At 72.4% G+C, this 25,950-nt stretch carries 11 protein-coding genes; 8 read left to right on the forward strand and 3 right to left on the reverse strand.

Going from position 1 to position 25,950, the window contains the following annotated elements; all coding sequences use genetic code 11:
• On the reverse strand, nucleotides 1–13,852 hold a 13,852-nt coding region (locus IE198_RS22935), incomplete at its 3' end, for a type I polyketide synthase (RefSeq protein ID WP_189889579.1).
• Between the two features lie 378 nt (nucleotides 13,853–14,230).
• Between IE198_RS22935 and IE198_RS22940 the strand changes: the two genes are divergently transcribed.
• The 6 genes from IE198_RS22940 to IE198_RS22965 all read left to right on the forward strand — a co-directional run bounded on the left by IE198_RS22940 (nucleotide 14,231) and on the right by IE198_RS22965 (nucleotide 21,167).
• Entirely contained in the window at nucleotides 14,231–15,331 is a 1,101-nt protein-coding gene (locus IE198_RS22940; protein ID WP_229834251.1) for a cytochrome P450, read from the forward strand.
• Nucleotides 15,332–15,344: 13 nt separating this feature from the next.
• Nucleotides 15,345–15,536, forward strand: coding sequence for a ferredoxin (locus tag IE198_RS22945; RefSeq protein WP_189889585.1), 192 nt, complete (start codon nucleotides 15,345–15,347; stop codon nucleotides 15,534–15,536).
• A 568-nt stretch (nucleotides 15,537–16,104) separates the two neighbouring features.
• Entirely contained in the window at nucleotides 16,105–16,893 is a 789-nt protein-coding gene (locus tag IE198_RS22950) for a DUF4142 domain-containing protein (RefSeq protein WP_189889587.1), read from the forward strand.
• A gap of 142 nt (nucleotides 16,894–17,035) precedes the next feature.
• Nucleotides 17,036–18,478: an MbnB/TglH/ChrH family RiPP precursor modification enzyme gene (locus tag IE198_RS22955; RefSeq protein WP_189889589.1), complete on the forward strand. Its 1,443-nt coding sequence runs from the start codon at nucleotides 17,036–17,038 to the stop codon at nucleotides 18,476–18,478.
• A gap of 5 nt (nucleotides 18,479–18,483) precedes the next feature.
• The gene (locus IE198_RS22960; RefSeq protein WP_189889591.1) at nucleotides 18,484–19,437 is read left to right on the forward strand and encodes a TIGR04222 domain-containing membrane protein; all 954 of its coding nucleotides are present in this window, start codon (nucleotides 18,484–18,486) and stop codon (nucleotides 19,435–19,437) included.
• Between the two features lie 128 nt (nucleotides 19,438–19,565).
• Nucleotides 19,566–21,167, forward strand: coding sequence for an alpha/beta hydrolase (locus IE198_RS22965; RefSeq protein ID WP_189889592.1), 1,602 nt, complete (start codon nucleotides 19,566–19,568; stop codon nucleotides 21,165–21,167).
• A gap of 76 nt (nucleotides 21,168–21,243) precedes the next feature.
• On the opposite strand, the gene hemQ is transcribed toward IE198_RS22965, so the two are convergent.
• Both hemQ and hemG read right to left on the reverse strand, forming a co-directional pair.
• Nucleotides 21,244–21,957: a hydrogen peroxide-dependent heme synthase gene (gene hemQ, locus IE198_RS22970; RefSeq protein ID WP_189889594.1), complete on the reverse strand. Its 714-nt coding sequence runs from the start codon at nucleotides 21,955–21,957 to the stop codon at nucleotides 21,244–21,246.
• A gap of 4 nt (nucleotides 21,958–21,961) precedes the next feature.
• The gene (gene hemG, locus IE198_RS22975) at nucleotides 21,962–23,389 is read right to left on the reverse strand and encodes a protoporphyrinogen oxidase (RefSeq protein WP_189889596.1); all 1,428 of its coding nucleotides are present in this window, start codon (nucleotides 23,387–23,389) and stop codon (nucleotides 21,962–21,964) included.
• A 130-nt stretch (nucleotides 23,390–23,519) separates the two neighbouring features.
• On the opposite strand from hemG, the gene IE198_RS22980 reads away from it, so the two are divergent.
• Complete coding sequence (locus IE198_RS22980) at nucleotides 23,520–24,482, forward strand: DUF4349 domain-containing protein (protein WP_189889598.1); 963 nt, start codon at nucleotides 23,520–23,522, stop codon at nucleotides 24,480–24,482.
• A 28-nt stretch (nucleotides 24,483–24,510) separates the two neighbouring features.
• Nucleotides 24,511–25,893 carry an FAD-dependent oxidoreductase gene (locus tag IE198_RS22985; protein ID WP_189889600.1) on the forward strand — a complete coding sequence of 461 codons (1,383 nt, stop codon included), beginning with the start codon at nucleotides 24,511–24,513 and terminating at the stop codon, nucleotides 25,891–25,893.
• The last annotated feature ends 57 nt before the right edge of the window (nucleotides 25,894–25,950 follow it).

A 25,950-nucleotide genomic window follows, 5' to 3' on the forward strand; every position in this document is an offset into this window, starting at 1 on the left:
TCGGGTCGCCGAGCCGCGTGCCCGTGCCGTGCGCCTCCACCGCGTCGACCTGGGCAGGAGACAGGCCCGCGTTCGCGAGGGCCTGCCGGATGACACGCTGCTGGGAGGGACCGTTGGGCGCGGTCAGACCGTTCGACGCACCGTCCTGGTTCACCGCCGTGCCGCGGACCACCGCCAGCACCTTGTGCCCGTTTCGCCGGGCATCCGACAACCGCTCCACCAGCAGCACGCCCGCGCCCTCGGCCCAGCCCGTACCGTCCGCACCGGCCGCGAACGCCTTGCACCGGCCGTCCGCCGACAGACCGCGCTGACGGCTGAACTCCACGAACGTCGAGGGAGTCGCCATGACGGTGACGCCGCCGACCAGGGCCATCGAGCACTCGCCGCTCCGAAGCGCCTGAGTCGCCAGGTGCAGGGCGACCAGGGACGACGAGCACGCCGTGTCGACCGTGACCGCAGGCCCCTCAAGCCCGAACGTGTACGAGACCCGGCCCGAAGCGACGCTGCCCGCGCTGCCGTTGACGAGGTAGCCCTCGAGGCCCGCCGGCGAGGTGTGCACGCGGCCGCCGTAGTCGTGGTACATCACGCCGGCGAAGACACCGGTCCTGCTCCCCCGCACCGAGACCGGATCGATGCCGGCCCGCTCGAACGCCTCCCACGACGTCTCCAGCAGCAGCCGCTGCTGCGGGTCCATCGCCAGCGCCTCACGCGGCGAGATCCCGAAGAACTCCGCGTCGAACTCGGCCGCGTCGTGCAGGAAACCGCCCTCTCGGGTGTAGCTGGTCCCCCACTGGTCGGGGTTCGGGTCGTAGAGCTTCTCGACGTCCCACCCTCGGTCCTCGGGGAAGCCCGACACCGCGTCTCGGCCGGAGAACACCAGCTGCCACAGGTCTTCAGGCGACTGCACCCCGCCGGGGTAGCGGCAGGCCATGCCGACGATCGCGATCGGCTCGTCCGCCGCGCCGGTGGCCGTGGAGACAATCGCCGGCACGGCCACCGCCTCGCTGGAGCCCGCGGCTTCGGCGGTCAGGAAGCGGGCGAGGGTGAGCGGGTTCGGGTAGTCGAAGATCAGTGTGGCGGGCAGGCGCATGCCGACGGCCGAGTTGAGCCGGTTGCGCAGTTCGACGGCGGTCAGCGAATCGAACCCGATGTCCTTGAACGAGTCGTCCGCGCCGACCGACTGTGCGCCGGCGTGGCCGAGCACGGCGGCGACCTCGGTACGCACAAGGTCCAGCACCGCCTGCTCGCGCTCGGCCTCCGGCAGCCCGGCCAGCCGCTGCCCCAGGGAGGACGAGGCCGCCTTCGCCGCCGCCACTGCCGCGCGCCGCACCGGCGCGACCCGGACCAGTCCGCGCAGCACCGGCGGAACGGCCTGCTGTCCCTGTCCGTCGCGGAAGGCGGAGGTGTCGAGCCGGACCGGGACGACCGCCGCCCGCCCGGTGGCCAGGGCCGCGTCGAACATGCGCAGCCCGTCCGCCGACGGGATCGGGGCGAGGCCCATGCGCTTGATGCGGGTGAGATCGGTGTGATCGAGGCTGCCGGTCATCGCGCTCTCGCTGTCCTGCGCCCACAGGCCCCAGGCCAGCGAGGTGGCGGGCAGGCCCTGAGCACGGCGGTGCTCGGCGAGGGCGTCGAGGAAGGTGTTGGCGGCGGCGTAGTTCCCCTGGCCCGGCGTGCCGAGAGTGCCCGCCACGGAGGAGAAGACCACGAACGCGGACAGATCACCGGACAGGTCGTGCAGGTTCAGCGCCGCGTCGACCTTGGGGCGGAACACGCCGTCCAGCCGCTCGGGAGTCAGCGAACCGATGATGCCGTCGTCCAGGACACCGGCGGTGTGGATGATCGCGGACAGGCTCCGCCCGGTCAGGAGTTCACGCACGGCATCGCGGTCGGCCACGTCGCAGGCGGCCCAGGTGACATCGGCGCCCTGCGCGATCAGGTCGGCGGCGAGCTCGGCCGCACCGGGTGCGTCCCCGCCGCGGCGGCTGACGAGCAGCAGGCTGCGAACACCGTGCTCGGCGACCAGATGGCGAGCGAACAGTCCGCCCAGCCCGCCCGACGCGCCGGTCAGCAGGACGGTGCCGGAACCGAGGTCGGGGAGCTCCGTCTCCGCGTGCGGCGCGGCGATGCGGACCAGCCTCGGCACCCGGACCTCGCCCGCGCGCACCTCGCCCTGCGGCTCACCGAGGGCGATCAGGCCGGGCAGCAGCCCGGCGAGACCGGCATAGTCACCGCTGTCGCCATCGGTATCGGTCTCGACCAGCACGATGCGGTCGGGGTTCTCGCTCTGCGCCGAGCGCACCAGCCCGCGGACCGCCGACTGGGCCAGGTCGCCCGTGGGCATCACCAGCACCAGACGTGACGGGCGTTCCTCGGCCAGCCACCACTGCACCAGCTCCAGCACGGCGGCGGTGACCTCGCGGACCCGGGTGGCCGTGTCCGCGCCGGTCCCGGTCGGGCACGGCACGACCACGGCGTCGGCTCCGGCTCCGGCGTCCGGCAGCGCGCCCGGGGCCTGAAGAGCAGCGAGGTCCTCGTACATCTCGATCCTCATGCCGCTCGGCGCGGGCGGCAGGCTGACCGGTCTCCACTCCAGTCCGAAGACCGAGTCGTCGCCGCCGGAACCGGCGCGCAACCGGTCGGCGGGTGCCGGGCGGAGCGTCAGGGAGTCGACCTGCGCGACCGGCTCGCCGGCGCCGTCGGCCAGCACCAGCGACACCGTGGACGTGCCAGTGCCGGCCCGCGAGACCTTCACCCGCAGGACCGAGGCTCCGGCGGCCGCCAGGCGCACGCCGCTCCAGGCGAACGGCAGCAGCCCGTTCCCCGTCCCGGCCTCGGGCTCGACCGCGCCCAGCCATACGGTGTGCAGGGCCGCGTCGAACAGCGCGGGGTGCAGGCCGTACGCGCTTGCGTCCGACCGCTCCGCGCCGGGCAGTTCCACCTCGGCGAAGAAGTCGTCCCCGCTGCGCCATGCGGCGCGCAGCCCCTGGAAGACGGGGCCGTAGTCGAGCGCCATGCCCGCGAGCCGGTCGTAGAATCCGTCGACGTCGACCGGCTTCGCGCCCACGGGCGGCCATGCGGCAAGCGAGCCGTCCACCGGGCCCGTGGCGACCGCCAGGAAGCCGGAGGCGTGCCGGACCCACGTCCGCTCGGGCTCGTCCTCGTGCGCGTACGCATCGCCGTCGTCGATGCGCGAGTGCACGGTCAGCGGCCTGCGGCCCGAGCCGTCGTCGGCGCCGACGCGCACCTGCAGGGCAACGCCGCCGCGCCCGGGCACGAGCAGCGGTGTCTCCAGTGTCAGTTCTTCCAGCAGGTCGCAGCCCACGGCGTCGGCAGCGGTGATCGCCAGCTCGACGAACGCGGTTCCCGGTAGGAGGGCGACCCCGTTCACGGCGTGATCCACCAGCCACGGGTGTGCGTGCGCCGAGAGCCGCCCGGTGAGCAGGTGCCCGTCGCCGTCGGCCAGCGGCACGGCGGCACCGAGCAGCGGGTGGCCGGCCTCGTCCTGGCCCACGGCCCGCATGTCACCGGCGGTGGCGGGGGCGTCGAGCCAGTAGCGCTCGCGCTGGAAGGCGTAGGTGGGCAGGCCCATGCGGCGAGCGCCGGGGAAGAAGGCGTGCCAGTCCACTTCGACGCCGCAGACGTGCAGCTGGGCGTACGCGGTGGTGATCGCCTGCGGTTCGGGGCGGTCGGTGCGCAGTACGGGGACGGTGACGGCGTCGTCGTCGAGGCAGCCCTGGGTGAGGGCGCTGAGGACGCCGCCGGGGCCGATCTCGACGAAGGTGCTCACGCCCAGGTCGTGCAGGGTCTGCACGCCGTCGGCGAAGCGGACGGCCTCGCGGACGTGCCGGACCCAGTATTCGGGCGTGTACGACTCGGCGAGACGGCCGGTGACGTTGGAGACGACGGGGAGCTGCGGCTCCTCGAAGGTCAGGCCGCGGACGACCTCGGCGAAGTCCTCCAGCATCGGATCCATCAACGGCGAGTGGAACGCGTGACTGACCTTCAACCGCGACGTCTTACGACCCTGGCCGGCGAACACCTCGGCAATCTCGGTGACCGCGTCCTCGGCACCGGAAATCACCACGGACCGCGGGCCGTTGACCGCCGCGATACCCACCTGCTCGGTGAGGTGCGCCAGCACCTCGTCCTCGGTCGCCTGCACGGCAACCATCGCACCGCCCGCAGGCAGCGCCTGCATCAACGCAGCACGCGCCGACACCAACCTCGCCGCATCCTCAAGCGACAGCACACCCGCCACATGAGCCGCCGCGATCTCGCCGACCGAGTGACCGGCCACATAGTCCGGCCGCACGCCCCAGGATTCGAGGAGCCGGAACAGCGCCACCTCGACCGCGAACAGCGCAGGCTGCGTCGACCCCGTCCGGTTCAGCTCCTCGGAGTCGACGTCGACCGGCGCGTCCAGCCACCCGCACACCTCGTCATACGCATCGGCGAAGACGGGATACGCCTCGTACAACTCCCGCCCCATGCCGAGGCGCTGCGAACCCTGCCCCGAGAACAAGAACCCGACCTTGCCCGCCGAATGAGCGCGTCCAGCGACCACGTTCGCTGCCGCTTCGCCGGCGGCAAGGGCCTCCAGCCCCGCCCGCAGCTCGGCTGCATCGGTGCCGATCACCGCAGCCCGGTGCTCCAGCGCCGATCGCGTCGTGGCCGACGAGAATCCGGCGTCGACAGGCGACATGTCGTCGGCCGCGAAGGCCAGCAGGCGCTCCGCCTGTGCCCGCAGCGCCGCCTCGCTCTTTGCCGACAGCACCCACGGTACGGGCACCGGCCGGTGCTCCCCGGCCGGCTCGGCCGCGGCCGCGGCGGGCGCCTCCTCGATGATCGTGTGCGCGTTGGTGCCGCCGATCCCGAAGGACGACACCGCGGCCCTGCGGGTCCCGGCGGTCCGGGGCCAGTCCACCGGCTCGGTCAGCAGCCGCACGGCGCCCGCGGACCAGTCGACGTGCGCGGTCGGCTCGTCCACGTGCAGGGTCTGCGGCAGCACGCCGTGCTGCATCGCCATCACCATCTTGATCACACCGGCCACACCCGCGGCCGCCTGCGTGTGACCGATGTTGGACTTGACCGAGCCCAGCCACACCGGCCGGTCGTCGGAATGCTCCTGGCCGTACGTGGCGATGAGTGCCTGCGCCTCGATCGGGTCACCCAGCTTCGTACCCGTGCCGTGCGCCTCGACCGCGTCCACGTCGGCGGGCGTCAGTCCGGCCGAGGCCAGGGCCTGGCGGATCACCCGCTGCTGCGAAGGTCCGTTGGGCGCGGTCAGGCCATTGGACGCGCCGTCCTGGTTCACCGCGCTGCCCCGGACCACCGCCAGCACCTGATGCCCGTTGCGCTGGGCGTCGCTGAGCCGCTCCACCAGCAGCATGCCGACGCCTTCACCCCAGCCGGTGCCGTCGGCACCGGCCGCGAACGCCTTGCACCGGCCGTCCGCGGACAGACCGCGCTGGCGGCTGAACTCCACGAACAGGTCCGGCGTGGTCATGACGGTGACGCCGCCGACCAGGGCCATGGTGCACTCGCCGCTCCGCAGTGCCTGCGCGGCGAGGTGGAGGGCCACGAGCGACGACGAGCACGCCGTGTCCACCGTGACCGCCGGGCCCTCAAGGCCGAACGTGTAGGAGATGCGGCCGGAGACGACCGAGGCCGCCTTGCCCGTGAGCGCGTATCCCTCGTTCTCCTCGGGTGCGTTGCGCAGCCGGTTGGCGTAGTCCTGGCCGTTGGTGCCGATGAAAACCCCGGTGCGGTCGGCGCGGACGGACGCGGGGGCGATGCCGGCGCGCTCGAAGGCCTCCCACGCGGTCTCCAGCAGCAGGCGCTGCTGCGGGTCCATGGCCAGCGCTTCGCGCGGCGAGATCCCGAAGAGGCCGGCGTCGAAGCGGTCGGCACCGTCAATGAAGCCGCCGTCGCGCGCGTACGTCCTGCCGGGCCGGTCGGGGTCGGGGTCGTAGAGCGAGTCGATGTCCCAGCCGCGGTCGGTGGGAAAGCCGGAGACCGCGTCGCGGCCGGAGCGCAGCAGCTCCCACAAGTCCTCCGGCGACTGGACTCCGCCCGGGAAGCGGCAGCTCATGCTGACGATCGCGAGGGGCTCGTCGGTCGCGGCGGCGGCCGTCGCCTTCGTGGCTTCCGCCTCCGGCCCCTGCCGGCCGAGGAGTTCCTCGCGCAGATGGCGGGCGAGGGCGGTGGGATTCGGGTAGTCGAAGACGGCGGTGGTGGGCAGCTTCAGCCCGGTGGCGGTGTTGAGCCTGTGGCGCAGTTCGACGGCGGTGAGGGAGTCGAAGCCGGTCTCGCGGAACGTCCGGTCGGCGCGGAACGTCCGGTCGGCCTCGAAGGCGCCCTTGACCGTGTGGCCGAGCACCGAGGCGGCCTGCTCCCGGACCAGGTCCAGCAGGACGCGGTCCTGCTCCTCCGGCGTGGCACCCAGGAGGCGCTGGACCAGCGCGGCCGCGGGCACTTCGGCGCCCTGCGCGGCCTGGGCGCGCGCTTCGAGGGCCTCACGGGCCTCGGGCACACCCTGCAGCAGCGGGCAGGGGCGTGTGCCGGCGAAGGCCGGGACGAAGCGGTCCCAGTCCACGTCCGCGACGGTCACGGACGTTTCGCCGTGGGTCAGCGCGCCGTGCAGCGCGGAGATCGCGGGCAGGGCCGCGATCGCCCGGACGCCGCGCCGCCGCAGGTGGTCGCCGGCGGCGCCGTCGGCCATGCCTCCGTCCGCCCAGGACCCCCACGCGACGGCGAGTGCTGGCAGTCCCTGCGCCCGGCGCTGTTCGGCGAGGGCGTCGAGGAAGGCGTTCGCGGCACCGTAGGCGCCCTGGCCGCCGTTGCCCCAGACGCCGGTCATCGACGAGAAGAGGACAAAGGCGTCGAGATCCTGGCGGTCGCGGGTGAGCTCGTGCAGGTGAAGCGCGGCCTCCACCTTGGGGCGCAGCACGTGGTCCAGGCGCTCGGGCGTGAGCGATTCGACCAGGCCGTCGTCGAGCACCCCTGCGGTGTGCACCACAGCGTTCACCGTGTGCTGGTCGAACAGTTCGGCGAGCGCAGTCCGGTCGGCCGCGTCGCACGCGGCTACGGTGACCCGAGCGCCCAGTTCCTCCAGCTCCGCCTTGAGCTCGGCGGCGCCCGGAGCGTCGGGGCCCCGGCGGCTGGTGAGCAGCAGATGCTCGGCTCCGGCCGTGGCCAGCCAGCGGGCCACATGCCCGCCGAGCGCACCCGTACCGCCGGTCACGAGCACCGTGCCGCGCGGCGACCAGGGCTCGTCCACCGGTGCCGCGCTCTGCGGCGCGCGCACGAGACGACGGCCGGACACACCGGAGGCGCGTACGGCGAGCTGGTCCTCGTCGGCCTGGGCCAGCAGGCCGGCCAGTCGCTCCAGCGAGCGGGAGTCCAACTCGGCGGGCAGGTCGACGAGCCCGCCCCAGCGCTGCGGCTGTTCCAGGGCGACGACCCGGCCCAAGCCCCAGATCCGGGCCGAGGCGGGGTCGGTGAGCGGGTCGGAGGTGCCGGTCGACACCGCGCCGGTGGTCAGGCACCACAGCGGTGCCTCGATCCCGGCGTCGCCGAGGGCCTGGACGAGCAGGACGAGCCGCTGGAGGGCGCCCGTCCCTGCCTCAGCCCCTGCCGCGGCGAACACGATGCCGGCGGCCTGCCCATGACAGGCGTCGGCCAGGCTCCGGGCCAGCGACTCGCGGTTGCTGTCCTCGCCCACGACGAACGGGACGAGCTCGACGCCGAGTTCCGTGAGCCCGCCGTGGATCGCCGCGGCCCATGCGGTCTCCTCGGGGACCACGTAGAGCCAGGTCCCCGGCGGAGCGGCGCTCCCGATGTCGCCGAGCGGCTGCCAGGTGATCCGGTAGCGCCAGCTGTCGGCGGTGGACTGCTCGCGCCGCTGCCGGCGCCAGGCGGACAGCTTGGGTGCGACCACGTCCAGTTCGGCGGGCTCCAGTCCCAGGAGCGCCCCGAGGGATGCACGGTCCTCGCTCTCGACGGAGTTCCAGAACTCGGCGTCCATCGCCTCCGGGGCGCCGGCCACTGCCACCTGAGGCGCATCGAGCCAGTGGCGCTCGCGCTGGAAGGCGTAGGTGGGCAGGTCGACGCGGCGAGCGCCGGGGAAGAGCGCCTGCCAGTCCGGGGAGACGCCGTGGGTGTGGAGCCGGCCGACGGCGGTGACGATCGCGTACCGCTCGGGGCGGTCGGTGCGCAGTACGGGGACGGTGACGGCGTCGTCGTCGAGGCAGCCCTGGGTGAGGGCGCTGAGGACGCCGCCGGGGCCGATCTCGACGAAGGTGCTCACGCCCAGGTCGTGCAGGGTCTGCACACCGTCGGCGAAGCGGACGGCCTCGCGCACGTGCCGGACCCAGTATTCGGGCGTGTACGACTCGGCGAGACGGCCGGTGACGTTGGAGACGACGGGGAGCTGCGGCTCCTCGAAGGTCAGGCCGCGGACGACCTCGCCGAACTCCTCCAGCATCGGATCCATCAACGGCGAGTGGAACGCATGACTGACCTTCAACCGCGACGTCCTACGACCCTGCTGCGTGAAGACCGCGGCGACCGCCAGCACGGCGTCCTCGGCACCGGAAATCACCACGGACCGCGGGCCGTTGACCGCCGCGATACCCACCTGCTCGGTGAGGTGCGCCAGCACCTCGTCCTCGGTCGCCTGCACGGCAACCATCGCACCGCCCGCAGGCAGCGCCTGCATCAACGCAGCACGCGCCGACACCAACCTCGCCGCATCCTCAAGCGACAGCACACCCGCCACATGAGCGGCCGCGATCTCACCAACGGAGTGACCCGCCACGTAATCCGGCCGGATACCCCACGACTCCAGCAGCCGGAACAGCGCCACCTCAACAGCGAACAGCGCAGGCTGAGTACAACCGGTCCGGTTCAGCTCCTCGGAGTCGACATCGACCGGCGCGTCCAGCGACGCGCACACCTCGTCGTAAGCCGAAGCGAACACCGGGTACGCCGCGTACAGCTCGCGCCCCATCCCCAACCGCTGCGAACCCTGACCCGAGAACAAGAACCCGACCTTGCCCCCCGTAGCACCGCCCACCGGAGCAGCACCGGAAGCAATCGCCTCCAGCCCCCGCCGCAACTCGGCAACGTCCTCACCCACGACCACCGCGCGACGCTCCAGCACCGCACGCGACGTGGCCAGCGAGAACCCGACATCAGCCGGCCCAGCACCGGCACCCTCCGCGTCCATGAAGGACAGCAGCCGACCCGCCTGGTCCCGCAGCGCCGCCTCACTCCTTGCCGACAGCACCCACGGAACCGGTCCCACAGCAGCCGCCTCACGGGCGGGTGCTTCACTCGCCGGGACCTGTTCGACGATGACGTGCGCGTTGGTGCCGCTGATGCCGAACGAGGACACCGCCGCGCGGCGCGGCAGGTCGCTGTCAGGCCACTCCACCGCCTCGGTGAGCAGCCGCACGCCGCTCGCCGACCAGTCCACGTGCGGCGTCGGCTCATCCACGTGGAGGGTCTGCGGCAGCACGCCGTGCTGCATCGCCATCACCATCTTGATCACGCCGGCCACACCCGCCGCGGCCTGCGTGTGACCGATATTGGACTTCAGCGAGCCCAGCCACAGCGGCCGGTCGCTGTCCCGCCCTTGGCCGTAGGCGGCCATGAGGGCTTCCGCCTCGATCGGGTCGCCGAGCCGCGTGCCCGTGCCGTGCGCCTCGACCGCGTCGACCTGGTCCGAGGACAGGCCCGCGTTCGCCAGGGCCTGCCGGATCACGCGTTGCTGGGAAGGACCGTTGGGCGCGGTCAGACCGTTGGACGCGCCGTCCTGGTTCACCGCGCTGCCCCGCACGACCGCCAGCACCTGGTGGCCGTTGCGCTCGGCGTCGCTGAGCCGCTCCACCAGCAGCATGCCTACGCCTTCGGCCCAGCCGGTGCCGTCCGCACCGGCCGCGAACGCCTTGCACCGGCCGTCCGCCGACAGACCCCGCTGACGGCTGAACTCCACGAACATGCCGGGCGTGGACATCACGGTCACACCGCCGGCCAGGGCCATCGTGCACTCGCCGCTCCTCAGCGACTGGACGGCCAGGTGCAGGGCGACCAGGGAAGACGAGCACGCCGTGTCGACCGTGACGGCCGGGCCTTCGAGGCCGAACGAGTAGGCCACGCGGCCCGATGCGACGCTGGTTGTCGTGCCGGTCAGCAAGTAGCCCTCGACGCCGTCGACCGGCTCGTGCAGCCGGGGACCGTAGTCCTGTGCCGTCGCGCCGATGAACACACCCGCCCGGCAGCCGCGCAGCGTGGCCGGGTCGATGCCGGCGCGCTCGAAGGCCTCCCAGGCGGTCTCCAGGACCAGCCGCTGCTGCGGGTCGATGGCGGCGGCCTCACGGGGGCTGATGCCGAAGAAGCCTGCGTCGAACTCGGCTGCCTCGTGCAGGAAGCCGCCCTGCCGTGTCGAGGACTTGCCGGCGGTGCCGGGCTCCGGGTCGTAGAGCGCTTCGACGTCCCAGCCGCGATCCGTCGGGAATCCGGAGATGGCGTCGCCGCCGGAGGCGACCAGCCGCCACAGGTCCTCCGGCGAGCGCACTCCGCCGGGGAGGCGGCAGCTCATGGCCACGATGGCGATGGGCTCGTCGGGGTCGGCCACCGTCCCGGGCATCCCGGGCGCGGCGACCGCCGTGCTCTCGCCCACGCATTGCGCGCCGAGGTGGCGGGCGAGCGCGGCAGGGGTCGGGTGGTCGAACAGCAGTCCGCTGGGCAGGCGCAGCCCGGTGGCCTCGCCGAGCTGGTTGCGCAGTTCCACCGAGCTGAGCGAGTCGAAGCCGAGGTCCTTGAACGTCCACTCGATCTGGACCTGGCGGGCTTCGGCGTGTCCCAGGACGGCAGCGATGTGTGCGCGGACCAGGTCGAGCACGGCTTCGTCGCGTTCGGCCTCTGGCAGGCCGGCCAGCCGCTGTGCCAGGGCGCCGGCGGGCGCTCTCCCGGTGCCGACGGTCCCCGCTTTCCCGACAGCGCCAGCAGTCCCGGCGTCCGCGTCCGGCTGCGGGACGGCAGGTGCCCCGGTGTTGGCGGCCGGGGACGTGGTGTCGCGGTCCAGCCAGTACCGCTGCCGTTCGAACGCGTAGGTGGGCAGCGCGACCTTACGACGTACGCCTCGTCCGTCGAACAGGGCGGTCCATTCCGGCCCCACGCCGTGCACGTGCAGCGAGGCAACCGCTGCCAGCAGGGCTTGCGCCTCGGGACGGCGGGCACGCAGAGCGGGTACGAACAGGGCATCGCCGTCGGCGGCGGCGCCGGCACGGGCCATGGAGGTCAGCACACCGCCGGGGCCGAGTTCCAGGTACGTGCGGACGCCCTGCTCGTCGAGGCGGGCGACGCCGTCGGCGAACCGGACCGCGTCACGGACGTGGCGGACCCAGTACTCGGCGGTTACGCCTTCGTACTCCCCGGGACCCTCGGACGACTCGCCCGTCACGTTGGACACGATCGGGATGCGCGGGGCGTGGAAGGTCAGGCCTTCGGCCACCCGGCGGAACTCCGCCAGCATGGGTTCCATGTGCGGGGAGTGGAAGGCGTGGCTGACCCGCAGCCGGTTGGTCTTGCGTCCCAGGGTCGCGTAGGCCTCGGCGATCTCGGTGACCAGATCCTCGTCGCCGGAGACGACGACGGAGTCCGGGCCGTTCAGCGCGGCGATGCTCATGCGGTCCGTGCGGTCGCCGATGCGGGCGCGGACCTCGTCCTCGGCGGCCTGGATCGCGATCATGGCCCCGCCGGTGGGGAGTTCCTGCATCAGGTGGCCGCGCGCTGCGACCAGGGCGCAGGCGTCGGCAAGCGAGAGGACGCCGGCCACGTGCGCGGCGGCGAGTTCCCCGATGGAGTGGCCCATCAGCACGTCAGGCGTGAGGCCCCAGCTTTCCAGCAGCCGGAACAGGGCGACCTCGACGGCGAACAGTGCGGTCTGTGTGTAGATGGTCCGGTCGAGTTCGGCCGCTTCCATGGAGTTCTCGGGGGTGAACATGACCTCGCGCAGCGGCCGCTGCAGGCGTGGGTCGAGCTGTGCGCACACCTCGTCCAGCGCGGCGGCGAACGCCGGGAACGCCTCGGTCAGTTCGCGGCCCATGCCGGCTCGCTGGCTGCCCTGGCCCGAGAAGAGGAAGGCGAGCTTGCCGCGCGGGCCGGTGCGGCCCGTGGTCAGTGCGGCGTCGATTCCGCCGGTGGACAGCTCGCGCAGGCCACGCAGGAAGTCCTCGCGTTCGTGACCGACGACGACGGCCCGGTGCTCGAAGGCGGTGCGGCCGGTGGCGAGCGACCAGCCGACGTCAGGCAGTGCGAGGCCGGGGTGCGCCTCGGCGTGCGAGAGCAGGGTGGCGGCCTGGGCTCGCAGCCCGGAGGCGGTCTTGGCGGACAGCGGCCACAGCACCGGTGCCGTGCCCGTCACCCCGTCCGTACGCGTACCCGTGCCCGAATCCGTGCCCGAATCCGTGCCGGCTTCCGGCCCGTCCGCCGTGGCACGGTGCTCCGCCAGCACGATGTGGCAGTTGGTGCCGCCCATGCCGAACGAGCTGACCCCGGCAAGCAGCGGGCGGTCATCCTGGGTCTCCCAGGGGGCGTGTTCGGTCTGCACCTGGAGGTTCAGCCGTGTCAGCGGGATCGCCGGGTTGGGGGTGTCGAAGTTGAGGCTGGCGGGAAGTTCGCGGTGGCGGAGCGACAGGGCGGCCTTGAGCAGGCCGGTGATGCCGGCGGCGCCCTCGAGGTGGCCGACGTTGGTCTTGGCGGAGCCGACCCGCAGCGGTCGGCCGGGCTCGCGCGCCGTGCCAAGCACCGCGCCGAGCGCGGCCGCCTCGACGGGGTCGCCGACCTTGGTGCCGGTGCCGTGCAGTTCCACGTAGCCGACGTGGGCGGGGTCGACTCCGGCCCGTTCGTAGGCGAGCCGGAGCACCTGCTCCTGCCCGGACTGCAGGGGTACGGTCAGCCCGTCGCCGCCGCCGTCGTTGTTGACCGCACTGCCGCGGATCACGCAGTAGACGGGGTCTCCGTCCTCGATTGCCCGGGCCAGCGGCTTGAGGACGACGATGCCGCCGCCCTCGCCCCGGACGTAGCCGTTCGCGCGGGCGTCGAAGGTGAAGCAGCGGCCGTCCGGGGACAGGCCGCCGAACTTGGCGGCGCCCAGGGTGCTCTCGGGGACGATGTTGAGGTTCACGCCGCCCGCGAGGGCGATCGTCGATTCGCCCTTGCGGAGGCTTTCGCAGGCCAGGTGGACCGAGACCAGGGAGGAGGACTGGCCGGAGTCCACGGTCATGCTGGGGCCGTTCAGGCCGAGGAAGTACGAGACCCGGTTGGCGATGATGCTGCGGTGCAAACCGGTGACGGTGTGCGGGGAGATGGCCGTGAGTCCGGAGCGGTGGTGCAGGGTCGCGTAGTCGTCCCAGATGGCGCCGACGAACACGCCGGTGCGGGTGGAGCGCAGCGTCCCGGCGCGCACGTGCGCGTCCTCCAGCGCTTCCCAGGCCAGCTCCAGGACGAGCCGCTGCTGCGGGTCCATGGCCGCGGCCTCCTTGGGGGAGAGCCCGAAGAACCCGGCGTCGAAGTGGCCGATGCGGTCGAGGAATCCGCCCCGGCGGATATCGGTCCTGCCCGGTAAGGACGAGTCGGCGTCGGCCACGGCGGCCCCGTCCCAGCGGTCCGGGGGGACGTCGGTGATCGCGTCCGTGCCCTCGCTGAGCAGCCGCCAGAAGGCGGCCGGATCGGCGGCCCCCGGCAGCCGGCAGGCCAGACCGATGACGGCCGTCCCATCGGCCGAATCCGACGAAACCGAACCGGCCCGATTCCCCGTTCCGTTGAGCCCGGACTCGACCATATTGCGCTCCACCCACCCACACAGAGAACGAAAAGGCACCGCACACATGGCGGTGTGACCCCAGTTTCGGCCCTGCGGTCGCTTTTCCGGCGTGGTACGGGATCAGGTCTAGGGGAATCCCGGATTGGCGTATTCAGTGCCGCCATCGGACGCCGGTGGCCGGTGCGCATCACTAAGGAGAACCCTAGGGGCAGTTGTAGGAGAGTGATGGGCCGTATAACCCTTCCCCTATCTTCCTCTGACGAAGAGGTCTCATCGTCCATGACGCAATCGCGAGAATCCGAGAATCGCTCGGCGAGGCCCTTCCCGACGGCGCGCCCGTCGGGCTGTCCCTTCGACCCGCCGGCACCTTTCGCGGAAGCGCGCGAGGAATGCCCGGTGACCCCGCTGCGGTACCCTGACGGGCACCTCGGCCGCCTGGTCACCGGCCTGCAGTCCGCGCGTGCCGTGCTGGGCGACGTCCGGTTCAGCTCACTGCCGGCCGGGAAGCGTTCTCCGGTCAAAGTGCCCGGCTCCGAGCTGAGCACCGATGCCCTGCCCGCGGGCATGTTCGTCAACATGGACCCGCCCGAGCACACCCGTTACCGCCGCCTGCTGAGCAAACACTTCACCCTTCGGCGGGTGAGGGAACTGCGGCCGCGCATCCAGGAGATGACGGACCGCCTGCTGGACAACACGGAGAGCAGCGGCGGACCCGTCGATCTGGTGGAGGCGTTCGCCAAGCCGCTGCCCATGCTGGTCACTTCGGAGCTGCTCGGGCTGCCGGAGGAGGACCGTGCGCCGTTCGGGCACCACGTCGACGTTCTCTTCAGCCTCTCCAGCAGCGGCGAGGAGATGCAGCAGTCGATGGTGCTGCTCGCCGGCATGCTGCACGCCCTGATCAACGCCGCGCGCAAGGAACCGGGCCCGGACATCCTGGGCCGGCTCACCGTCGAGACCGAGCTGACCGACGAAGAGCTGCTCGGCATCACGACCGTCCTGCTCATCGCCGGGCTGGAGACCACCACCCACATGCTGGCGTTGGGCACCTACGCCCTGCTTCGCCACCCCGAGCAGCTGGCCGCCCTGCGCGCCGACTGGTCTCTCATGGACGACGCCGTCGAAGAGCTGCTGCGCTACCTCAGCGTGGTGCAGATCGGGCCGATCCGTGTTGCGGCCGAGGACTTCGAGTTCGAAGGGCAGTCCATCCGCAAGGGCGAGGTCGTCACGGTGTCGCTGCCCGCGGCCAACCGTGACCCGCAGGGTTTCGAGGACCCCGACACCTTCGACATCCGGCGCGGCACGACCCGGCACGTCGCCTTCGGCAGCGGGCCCCACCAGTGCATGGGCCACCACTTGGCCCGCCTGGAACTGTCCATCGGCTACGAGTCGTTGCTACGCCGCTTCCCCCGGCTGGAGCTCGCCGTTCCGGCCCAGGACATCGGCACCCGGGAGATGATGGTGACCTACGGCGTCCCAAAACTGCCCGTACGCTGGTGAGGGGACGCCAGTGATGAGGATCGAGACCGACAAGGACCTCTGCTGCGGCGCAGGCACCTGTGTGCTCGCCGCCCCTGCTGTCTTCGACCAGAACGACGAGGACGGCACGGTGATCCTGCTCGACGCCGCCCCCGGCGCCGAGCAGCGCGCGGCGGTGATGGAGGCCGCCGAGCGGTGCCCGACAGCAGCCATCAGAATCGTCTGACCGCGGTGCCGTCGAAGGGCCTCTCGACATCTCGCTGCAAAACGGCCGATCCTTCTTGCGATTCAGCTGCAAAACGGCCGATCCTTCTTGCGATTCAGCTCCAAAGCGGCCGACCGTTCTTGCGATTCAGCTCGTCGGGCAGCATCGAGCTGCTCGAGAGCTGCTTTGGGCCTGGGCGACCGCGGGGAACGCGAGGGCACGCCGTGACAGTCGAGCAGTCCACTCCCAGCGGCACGGCCTCGGCCGAATTCGGCACGCGGCGGGGCCTCAACGGCGACGCAAGGAACGAGGGCGCATCAGTGCGCATGCCGGACCGCGCCCTCACCGAGACCGCTCCCGGCTCGTGCCCGGTGGTCGCCCACCATCCGTCGCTGAGGGAACGGGCCGGGCCGCTCCACATGCCTGCGACGGGCGGGCCGTTGAACGATCCGGGCCCCGGCTGCGTACTTCACAGTACCGCCCAGTAGTTTGACCGGCTAGGGTCTGGCCGGCAGTCGACCGGCGGGCTGACCGGCCATTCAGCAGGCGGTCGGTTGCCGTGTAACGCATCGGCTCTGGAGGCACATTGTTGCGGCGCATCAACGGAACAGCACTCATCATCGCGGCCCTGGTCGTCACGGTCGGCGCACTCGCCTTCCCCGTGTGGTCCTACGCCGACCGTTCCGGCACCGGTCAGGACAATCTCAACGCCTCAAGTGTGGCGACCCAGTGGGGGCCGCTGTCGGCCACGGACCGCGACTTTCTGGTCAAGGTGCGGCTGGCCGGCCTGTGGGAGCTGCCCGCCGGCCAGCAGGCGATAGAACGTGCGCCCACGGAAGCCATCAGGGCTGCGGGCGACCACCTCGTCGTCGGCCACACCGACCTGGACAAGCGGGCGCGCAACGTCGCCGCACAGCTCGGCGTCGAATTGCCCAACCAGCCGACCGAGCAGCAGCAGGGCTGGCTGCGGGAGCTCTCCGCGGCGCAGGGCGAGGAGTACGAGCGCAAGTTCGCACAACTCCTGCGGACCGCACACGGCAAGGTCTTCGCGCTGGTCGCCGAGGTCAGGCACACCACCCGCAACACGCTCATACGGCAGCTGGCGACGGACGCGAACCAGACGGTGCTCGACCACATCACCATGCTGGAGCAGACCGGCCGGGTCGACTTCGACGCCATAGCCAACGGCGAGGCGGCGACCGCCACGGCCAGCCCGAGCGGCCCGCCGCCGCCGGACGGCAACCTGCCGCCGTCGCCGCCGGCGGCCACACCGACCGGGGACCAGTCGTTCACGTCCCGCCCCACACCGCAGCCGGGTACGCCCACCGCGGTCAACACCGACCGCCCGGCGCCCCAGGAACCCGTCCCGGCGGGGTGACGAACGGGACGGAGGCCTCCGGCCCCGGCGGGCCGGAACCTCAAATCAACCTCTGAACGTCCCCTCCTTCGGATTCGCGTCGCCGTGACGGGGCCATGACCCCAGCACCGTCACACGTCGGACGTGAGCGGAGGAGGGGACCATGGAACTCGGCATCGGCATCGGCTGGCGGCCACAGATCGCGGACACGGTGGAGCGGCTGCCGGGACTGGACTGGGTCGAGGTCGTCGCGGAGAACGTCTGCCCCGGCCATCTGCCCCCCTCGCTGCTCCGGCTGCGCTCGCGCGGCGTCCGCGTCGTCCCGCACGGCGTCTCCCTCGGGCTCGGCGGCGCGGACCGGCCCTCGAAGCAGCGTCTCGCCGACCTGGCCGAACGCGCGGAGGCGCTGGATGCGCCGCTGGTCACCGAACACATCGCGTTCGTACGGGCGGGCGGCGCGCTGACCGCCTCCCCCGCACTGGAGGCGGGCCACCTGCTGCCCGTCCCGCGCACCTGGGACGCGCTGGAGGTGCTGTGCGAGAACGTGCGCATCGCGCAGGACTCGCTGCCGGTGCCGCTGGCGCTGGAGAACATCGCGGCGCTGATCTCCTGGCCGGGAGAGGAGCTCACCGAGGGCCAGTTCCTCGCGGAGCTCGTCGAACGGACGGGGGTACGGCTGCTGATCGACGTGGCCAACCTGCACACGAACCACGTCAACCGGGGCGAGGACCCGTCGGCGGCACTGGACGAACTCCCGGTGGAGGCGATCGCCTACGTCCACGTGGCGGGCGGCATCGAACGCGACGGCGTCTGGCACGACACGCACGCGCACCCCGTCACTCAGCCGGTGCTGGACGTCCTGTCGGCCCTCCGGGCGAGGGTGAGGCCGCCGGGGGTGCTGCTGGAGCGCGACGACGACTTTCCCGCGGGGGCGGAGCTGGAGGGAGAACTGGCGGCGATCCGGACGACGTTGGCGGCGGCCGGCGGGGACGTGTGCGCCGCAGGTGGCGACTTCCACGGCCCCGCGCAGCGGCCCCAGCGGCACCGCCACGTCGTCCGCGCGGCCACGCCCACCCCCGGCCCCGTCCGCGCGGCCACGCCCACCCCCGGCCCCGTCCGCGCGGCCACGCGCACCCCCGGCCCCGTCCTCGTGGAAACGGCCGCATCCGGCGAGGGCAACACCCTCGCCGACCCCGCCCCCAGCCGGCAGCACCTCGCGCTCGCGCAGGCCGCGCTGCTGTCCGCGCTGGTCGCGGGAACCCCCGCACCCGAGGGCTTCGACGCCCGCCGCCTGCGCGTACAGAGCCGCGCGCTCGCCGCCAAGCGCGCGGACGTCGTGGCGAAGGTCGCGCCCGAGTTGCCTCACATCCTCGGCACGGACTACCGCCCCTCGTTCCTCGCGTACGCCAGGAACCGCCCCATGCACGCCGGCTACCGGCGCGACGCGCTCGAGTTCGCGGAGCACCTGCTGGCGACCGGCCGCTTCGAGGACGGCGACGTCCGCCGCAGGCTGACGCTCTGGTGGCAGGAGCGGGCCGCCGCACGGCCGCCGCGCAGGGCGACGAGGCTGGTGCGGGCGGCGCGTTCCGCGCTCGTCGGGAGGTGAGCGCCATGGCGCTGCTCGCGTTCGCCGTGTACGTCGCCGTCGCCGTCTCGTCCGTCCTGCTGATCGTCCGGGTCTCCGCGGCGCGGCCCGCCTCCCCGGCCTACGGGGCGCATGTGCACGACGTCCACGAGGCGGCGTTCCTGGCGGGCGGCCCGGCCCGGGTCGTCGACGCAGCGCTCGCCGCGCTGCATGCGGACGGCCGGATCGTCGTCGGCGGGCCCGGCGTCCTGTCCGTGCTGCGGCCGGCCGCCCAGGACCCGGTGGAGCGCGCGCTCTTCGCCGAGCTGGCATCCGCCCCGTACGGCGCGCTGCACACCGTGCGGCTGCGGACGATGCGCAGTGCAGCCGTGCAGGAGGTCGGCGACGTCCTCGCCGCGCGCGGGCTGATGGCGCCGCCCGGCAGCGGCCCCGGGCTCGCCGCATGGGGCGCGGCTCAGGCCGTGCTCTGCGCGATCGGCCTGCCGGTCTCGTTCGTCATCACCGTCGTCGAGTTCATGGGGGACACGTCCGGCGAGCGGGGCATACCGTTCGTGTTCCTGGTCTTCCCCGTTCTGGTGGCCGGCGCGTTGATCGGCGGCCTCCAGGCGAGCCGCGCCCGACGGCGCCTGACCCCGGCCGGGCTGAGGGCGCTGCGCTCGTACCGGACCGCGCACTCCCGGCCGCAAGGGCCGGCCGAGCTGGTGGTCCTGCAGGGCCTGCGGGGTGTGCCGGATCCGGGACTGCGGGCGCAACTGACCGCTGCGGCCAGGGTCCGTACGACGTCGACGTCCCTCGGCGGCCGGTCTTCGTACGACGTGTACCTCGGCGGTGAGCCCGTGTGGTGCGCCGGTTCGTCCCCGGGCTCCGGGGGCTGCGGCGGCTCGGGCGGCGGATCCGGCTGCGGCGGATCCGGCGGGTCAAGCTCCAGCTGCGGCGGGTCGGGAGGGTCATCCGGTTCCAGCTGCGGCGGCGGCTCCTGACGGACCGGCATCGGAGTCATTGACCACGACACCGCCGAGCCGGTGCTTTACTTCCCGAACCGCCCCTGCCAAAGATCCCTTTCGTCCCGTGGCTGCTGCCCGGCCGCCCCGCGCACGAAGGGAACGCGATGAGAACATCCGCGAAGTACGGGGCCGTGGCGGGCCTCGGTTCCTTGGTCCTCACCTCGATCACCGTCGCCCCCGCCGACGGCACGACCACTGTCGGCGCCGAGTCCCGCGGCACCGCGGTCGCCGCCGAGCGGGCCGCCGCGGCCGGCATCGACTTCGGCCGCTGCCCCGCCGTCGAGAAGCTCCCCGACTCCGTCCGGTGCGGCACGGTCAAGGTCCCGATCGACTACGCCGACCCGTCGGGGCGTCAGATCGAACTGACCGTCAGCCGCGTCGGGGCGAGGGGCAAGAAGTCCGAGCAGCAGGGAACCCTGGTCTACAACCCGGGCGGTCCCGGCGCCTCCAGCATGACCTTTCCGCTGGCGGCCGAGCAGCCCGAGTGGAAGCGGATCGCGGAGGCGTACGACATCGTCGGCTACGCGCCCCGCGGCGTCGGGCGTTCCGCCCCGCTGTCGTGCCAGGCACCGAAGGACTTCCTCAAGGCGCCCACCCAGGCCATGACCCACCCGTCCGCCTCGTACAAGAAGGAGCGCATCGCGCAGGCCCGGGCGTACGCGAAGGGCTGCGCGGACAAGAACGGCGCGGCGCTGCGCCACTACACGTCGCTGAACAACGCCCGCGACCTCGACGTCCTGCGGGCTGCGCTCGGCGAGAAGAAGCTGACCTTCATGGGCGCCTCGTACGGCACGTACTTCGGCGCGCTGTACGCGACGATGTTCCCGTCCCATGTACGCCGCATGGTCTTCGACTCCGCGGTCAACCCGGCCCCGGAGCGGATCTGGTACCGCAACAACCTCGACCAGTCGGAAGCCTTCGAGACCAGATGGGCCGACTTCCGTGCCTGGGTGGCGAAGCACGACAAGACGTACGGGCTGGGTGCGACGGCCGAAGAAGTGGCGCGCAGCTACGAGAAGGTACGCGCGCGGCTCGCACAAAAGCCCGCGGGCGGCACGGTGGGCCCCGGCCAGCTGCACGCCGCGTTCCTGGGAGCCGGTTACTACGACGGCTACTGGCCGCTGCGCGCCGGCGCGCTGTCGGAGTACCTGAAGGGCGACCCCGAACCGCTGATCGCCCAGGCGGCGCCCGAGCCGAAGAGCGCGAAGGCCGCGGAGAACGGCAACGCCGTCTACACGGCGGTCGAGTGCAACGACGCCCCCTGGCCGGAGAACTGGCGCACCTGGGACATCGACAACTCGCTGCTCGCGCAGCGCGCGCCGTTCGAGACGTGGGACAACGCCTGGATGAACCTGCCGTGCGCCTTCTGGTCCGCGCCGCGGCAGCAGCCGCTGGACGTGCGCACCGCGCCGGGTGAGCTGCCCACCACGCTGATCCTGGCCGCCGAACGGGACGCGGCCACCCCGTACGCGGGAGCGCTCGAGCTCCAGCGCCGGCTGGAGGGCTCGGTGCTGATCACGGAGGAGGACGCTGGCACGCACGGCATCGGCGGCGGCAGCAACACCTGCGTCAACGATTATCTGGAGGACTACCTGCTACGGGGTGAGACGCCGGTGCGGCGCGCATCGTGCGCGCCGCACCCGGAGCCGGACCCGGTGTCGCTGGACCGGCGGGCGGAGCAACGGAAGCTGCCGCGCACCGTCTGATCTTCCGGGTCACACGGACGGCTGAGTATCCGCTTCGGTCGGGCGGAAACTCAGCCGTCGGGTTCTTGGGGGAACGCTACGCGAGCCCCGCCACCAGGTCCGCCACATCCTTGCGGCGGCCGGTGAAGAACGGGACCTCTTCGCGCACGTGCATACGGGCCTCGGAAGCACGCAGGTGACGCATCAGGTCGACGATGCGGTACAGCTCGTCCGCCTCGAAGGCCAGGATCCACTCGTAGTCGCCGAGCGAGAACGACGCCACCGTGTTGGCGCGGACGTCCGGGTAGCCGCGGGCCATCCTGCCGTGGTCGGCGAGCATCCGACGACGGTCCTCGTCGGGCAGCAGGTACCAGTCGTAGGAGCGCACGAACGGGTACACGGAGACGTAGTTGCGCGGCGTCTCGTCGGCCAGGAAGGCCGGGATGTGCGCCTTGTTGAACTCGGCGGGGCGGTGCAGCGCCATGTTCGACCAGACCGGCTCGAGGGAGCGTCCGAGGCGGGTGCGACGGAAGCGGTTGTACGCGTCCTGCAGCTCGTCCGCGGTCTCCGCGTGCCACCAGATCAGGACGTCGGCGTCGGCGCGCAGCCCGGAGACGTCGTACGTGCCGCGCACGGTGACGTCCTTGGCGGCGAGCTGGTCGAACAGCTCCTGGACCTCCTCGGCGTAGCCGGAGCGGTCCTCGGGCAGCACATCTCGAAGCTTGAAGACGGACCACAGTGTGTACCGGATGACCTCGTTGAGGTCCTTGGCCTTCTTGCCTGCGTTCGGGATCTTTTCTGGCGCACTCATACGGCTATTGTCCCGCCTCGCGTTCCGTGCCCGGCGCCAGGGTCGGCGTGGCGAGGATCTCGTCCGCCGCGCGCTGTCCGCTCGCGATGCAGGCGGGGATGCCGACACCGTCGTACACGGCGCCGCAGACCCGCAGGCCGGGCAGCTTGGCGACCTCGTCGCGCACGCGGGCGACGCGGGCGAGGTGCCCGACCGGGTACTGGGGCAGGCCGCCGGTCCACCGGGTGACCTCCGTGGCCACCGGCCTGGCGGTGAGTCCGACCGCCGCGCCGAGGTCGGTGAGGGAGACGTCGACGAGTTCGGCGTCCTCTCGCTCGAGGGCCCGCTCCTCGCCGTAGCGGCCGACGGAGGTGCGCAGCACGAACAGATCGCCGGCGCCGCTGCCGACCCAGCCCCACTTGTTGGAGGAGAACGTGGACGCCTTGATGGTGCGGCCGTCCACCGGCGGGACGAGGAACCCGCTCCCGGCCGGCATCCCGGCCACGTCCGCGCGCCGGAACGCCATCGTGACCAGCGCCATGGAGGCGTACTCGACGCGCCCGAGCTCGGCCGCAGCGGCAGGTGACTCGTCGGCGAGGAGCGCCGACGCGGACCACGCGGGCGTCGCCAGCACGACGGCGTCGGCGGCGAGCGTCTCGCGGTCGGTGCGGATCCGCCAGCCGGCGGGGGTGCGGGCGAGGCCGAGGACGGGCGTCTCGGTACGGATGTCGCCGCCCTGGGCCCGTACGGCGTCGGCGACGGCACCCGGCAGTGTGCCGATGCCGCCGGCGAGGCCCATGAAGACCGGTCCCCCCGTCTGCTGCCCGGCGGCCCTGGCCTGGATGTGGCGCACACCGTCGAGGAGGGAGGCGTGGGTCCTGGCGGCCTCGAACAGCTGCGGCACGGCCGCGCGCATCGAGATGCGGTAGGCGTCCCCCGCGTACACCCCGCCGAGCAGCGGTTCCACGAGCCGGTCGACGACCTCGCGGCCGAGGCGCTCCGCCACGTATGCGCCGACGGCGACGTCGTCGCCGACCTCGGACGGTGCCAGGTCCTTCTCCTGCTCGATGCGGGCGAGGCCCTCGGGCGAGAGCAGCCCGGCCAGCGCCGAGGCGTCACCCGGGACGCCCATCACATGCCCCTTCGGCATGGGCCGCAGGGCGTCACGGGTCCACACCGCGGACGTCGCGGTGGCCGGCGGTTCGAGGTGGTCACCGAGGCCGACCGCACGGGCGAGGTCGGTGCCTTCGGTGCGGCGGGCGAGCATCGATTCGGCGCCCAGGTCCACGCGTACGCCCTCGATCTCGCCGAACTGCAGCTTGCCGCCGACCCGGTCGGTGGCTTCGAGGAGGGTGACGCGCACGCCGGGGGCGAGCAGCCGGTGCGCGGCGGCGAGGCCGGCGATGCCGCCCCCGATGACCACGACATGACGCGCAGGTGTGTCCACGTTCATGGTCCAACTCTCTCAAACGCCGTTCCGAGTCATGACCGTGACCGCTTCGGAACCGTAATCCGGCAACCCCCGTGGGCACCTCGTACGTCGAACCTGCGAGTTCGTCGCCACACTTCCCCCGGGGGCCGGTATGCGTTCACGACGTCCATTCGCGGTGCTGCTTCTGACCGCCTCGCTCGCCCTCGCCGGGTGCGGCGCAGGTGGTTCGGATTCCGGCGACTCGAAGAGTGCGGCGAAACCGGCCGGGCAGGAGGCGGCGGAGGGCGCGGCAGGCCCCGGATACGCGGCGGACGAGGCCGCCACGGAGCAGCCGGAGGGCAGCGCGGACCGCGGCGGTGCCGAGAAGCCGGCCACGGTGCGGCAGAAGTCCCACGTCATCCGGACCGCCACGCTCGACGTGGAGGTCAAGGACGCCACGAAGGCACTGGCCGCGGCCCGCACGACCGCCCGGGACGCCGGCGGACACGTGGAGAACGAGACCACGGAACGGATCGACGACACCCACGTCACCTCACAGCTCGTGCTGCGCGTCCCGCAGGAACGCTACGACGAGGTGCTGACGGAACTGGCGGGCGCCGGGAAGCTGCTGGCCCGCAAGGCCGACGCCAAGGACGTCACCGACCAGGTGGTGGACGTGGAGAGCCGCATCGCGACGCAGCGGGCGAGCGTGGCCAGGGTGCGGAAGCTGATGGAGCGGGCGACCGCGCTGTCCGACGTGGTCACGCTCGAGGGGCAGCTGAGCACCCGTCAGGCCGACCTGGAGTCGCTGCTGGCGCAGCAGGCCGCACTGAAGGACCGCACCTCGATGGCGACGATCACGCTGACGCTGTCGGAGAAGGAACGGGAGGAGCCGCAGAAGGACAACGACGGCCCCGGCTTCCTGGACGCGCTCGGCGGCGGCTGGGACGCGCTGGTGGCGACGCTGCGCTGGATCGCGGTGGCCATCGGCGCGGTGGCGCCCTTCGCGGCGGTGGGCGCGTTGCTGTACGCGGCGTGGCGGTGGCTGGTACGGCCCCGGCTGCCCGAGCGGGCGGACGCCCCCGCGGCCCCGCCGGCCACACTTCCGGTCGCTCCCCCGGTCACCGAGGACTGAACAGCCCCTTCCCCGTAGCGTGTTCCCCATGGCAGCGACCGAACGTCTGGTGATCATCGGGGGCGATGCGGCGGGCATGTCCGCCGCATCGCAGGCACGCAGGATGAAGGGGCCGGACGAGCTGGAGATCGTCGCGTTCGAACGCGGCCACTTCAGCTCGTTCTCGGCATGCGGCATCCCGTACTGGGTGAGCGGCGACGTGGGCGAGCGCGACGAACTGATCGCGCGCACCCCGCAGGAACACCGCAAACGGGCCATCGACCTGCGGATGCGCACCGAGGTGACGGAGATCGACGTCACGGGCTCCCGGGTGCACACACGCGACGTCGAGACGGGCGCCGATTCATGGACCGGTTACGACAAGCTGGTCATCGCGACCGGCGCCCGCCCGATCCGCCCCCCTCTGCCGGGCATCGACGCGCCCGGAGTGCACGGCGTGCAGACCCTCGACGACGGCCAGGCGCTGCTGGACACCCTCGCCCGTACCGAGGGGCGGCGGGCGGTCGTCATCGGCGCCGGTTACATCGGCGTCGAGATGGCGGAGGCACTCCTCAAGCACGGCTACGAGGTCACGATCGTCAACCGCAGCGAGCAGCCGATGGCGACCCTCGACCCGGACATGGGCCGGCTGGTCCACGAGGCGTTGTCCAGCATGGGCATCACAACGGTCTCCGGCACGGCCGTCACCGGGATCGCCACCGGTGACGACGGGCGTGTCCGGGCGGTCACCACGGACGACGCCGAGTACCCCGCGGACGTGGTCGTCCTCGGCATCGGAGTCGAACCGGAGACCACCCTCGCCCGCGCCGCCGGCCTGCCGCTCGGCCGCCACGGCGGCCTCCTCACCGACCTGGCGATGCGGGTCCGCGGCCACGGCAACATCTGGGCGGGCGGCGACTGCGTCGAGGTCCTCGACCTCGTCTCCGGTCGGGAACGCCACATCGCGCTCGGCACCCACGCCAACAAGCACGGCCAGATCATCGGCGCGAACGCCGGCGGCGGCTACGGCACCTTCCCCGGCGTGGTGGGCACGGCCGTCAGCAAGGTCTGCGAACTCGAGATCGCCCGCACCGGACTGCGCGAGAAGGACGCCCGGGCGGTGGGCCTGCGGTACGTGACCGCGACCATCGAGTCCACCAGCCGCGCCGGCTACTTCCCGGGCGCCGCCCCCATGACGGTCAAGATGCTCGCCGAACGCCGCACCGGCCGTCTGCTGGGCGTCCAGATCGTGGGCCGCGAAGGCGCGGGCAAACGCGTGGACATCGCAGCGGTCGCCCTGACTGCGGGCATGACGGTGGAACAGATGACGGCCCTCGACCTCGGCTACGCCCCGCCGTTCTCCCCCGTCTGGGACCCGGTCCTGGTAGCGGCCCGCAAGGCGACGGCAGCGGTACGGAAGGCGGGTATGTAGCCCCGCGTCAGTCGTCGCCGGGCTCGAGCAGCGCCGGCGACGGGGGCTGTCCGTCCG

The organism is Streptomyces xantholiticus (assembly GCF_014651015.1).
GTDB classification, from domain to species: domain Bacteria; phylum Actinomycetota; class Actinomycetes; order Streptomycetales; family Streptomycetaceae; genus Streptomyces; species Streptomyces xantholiticus.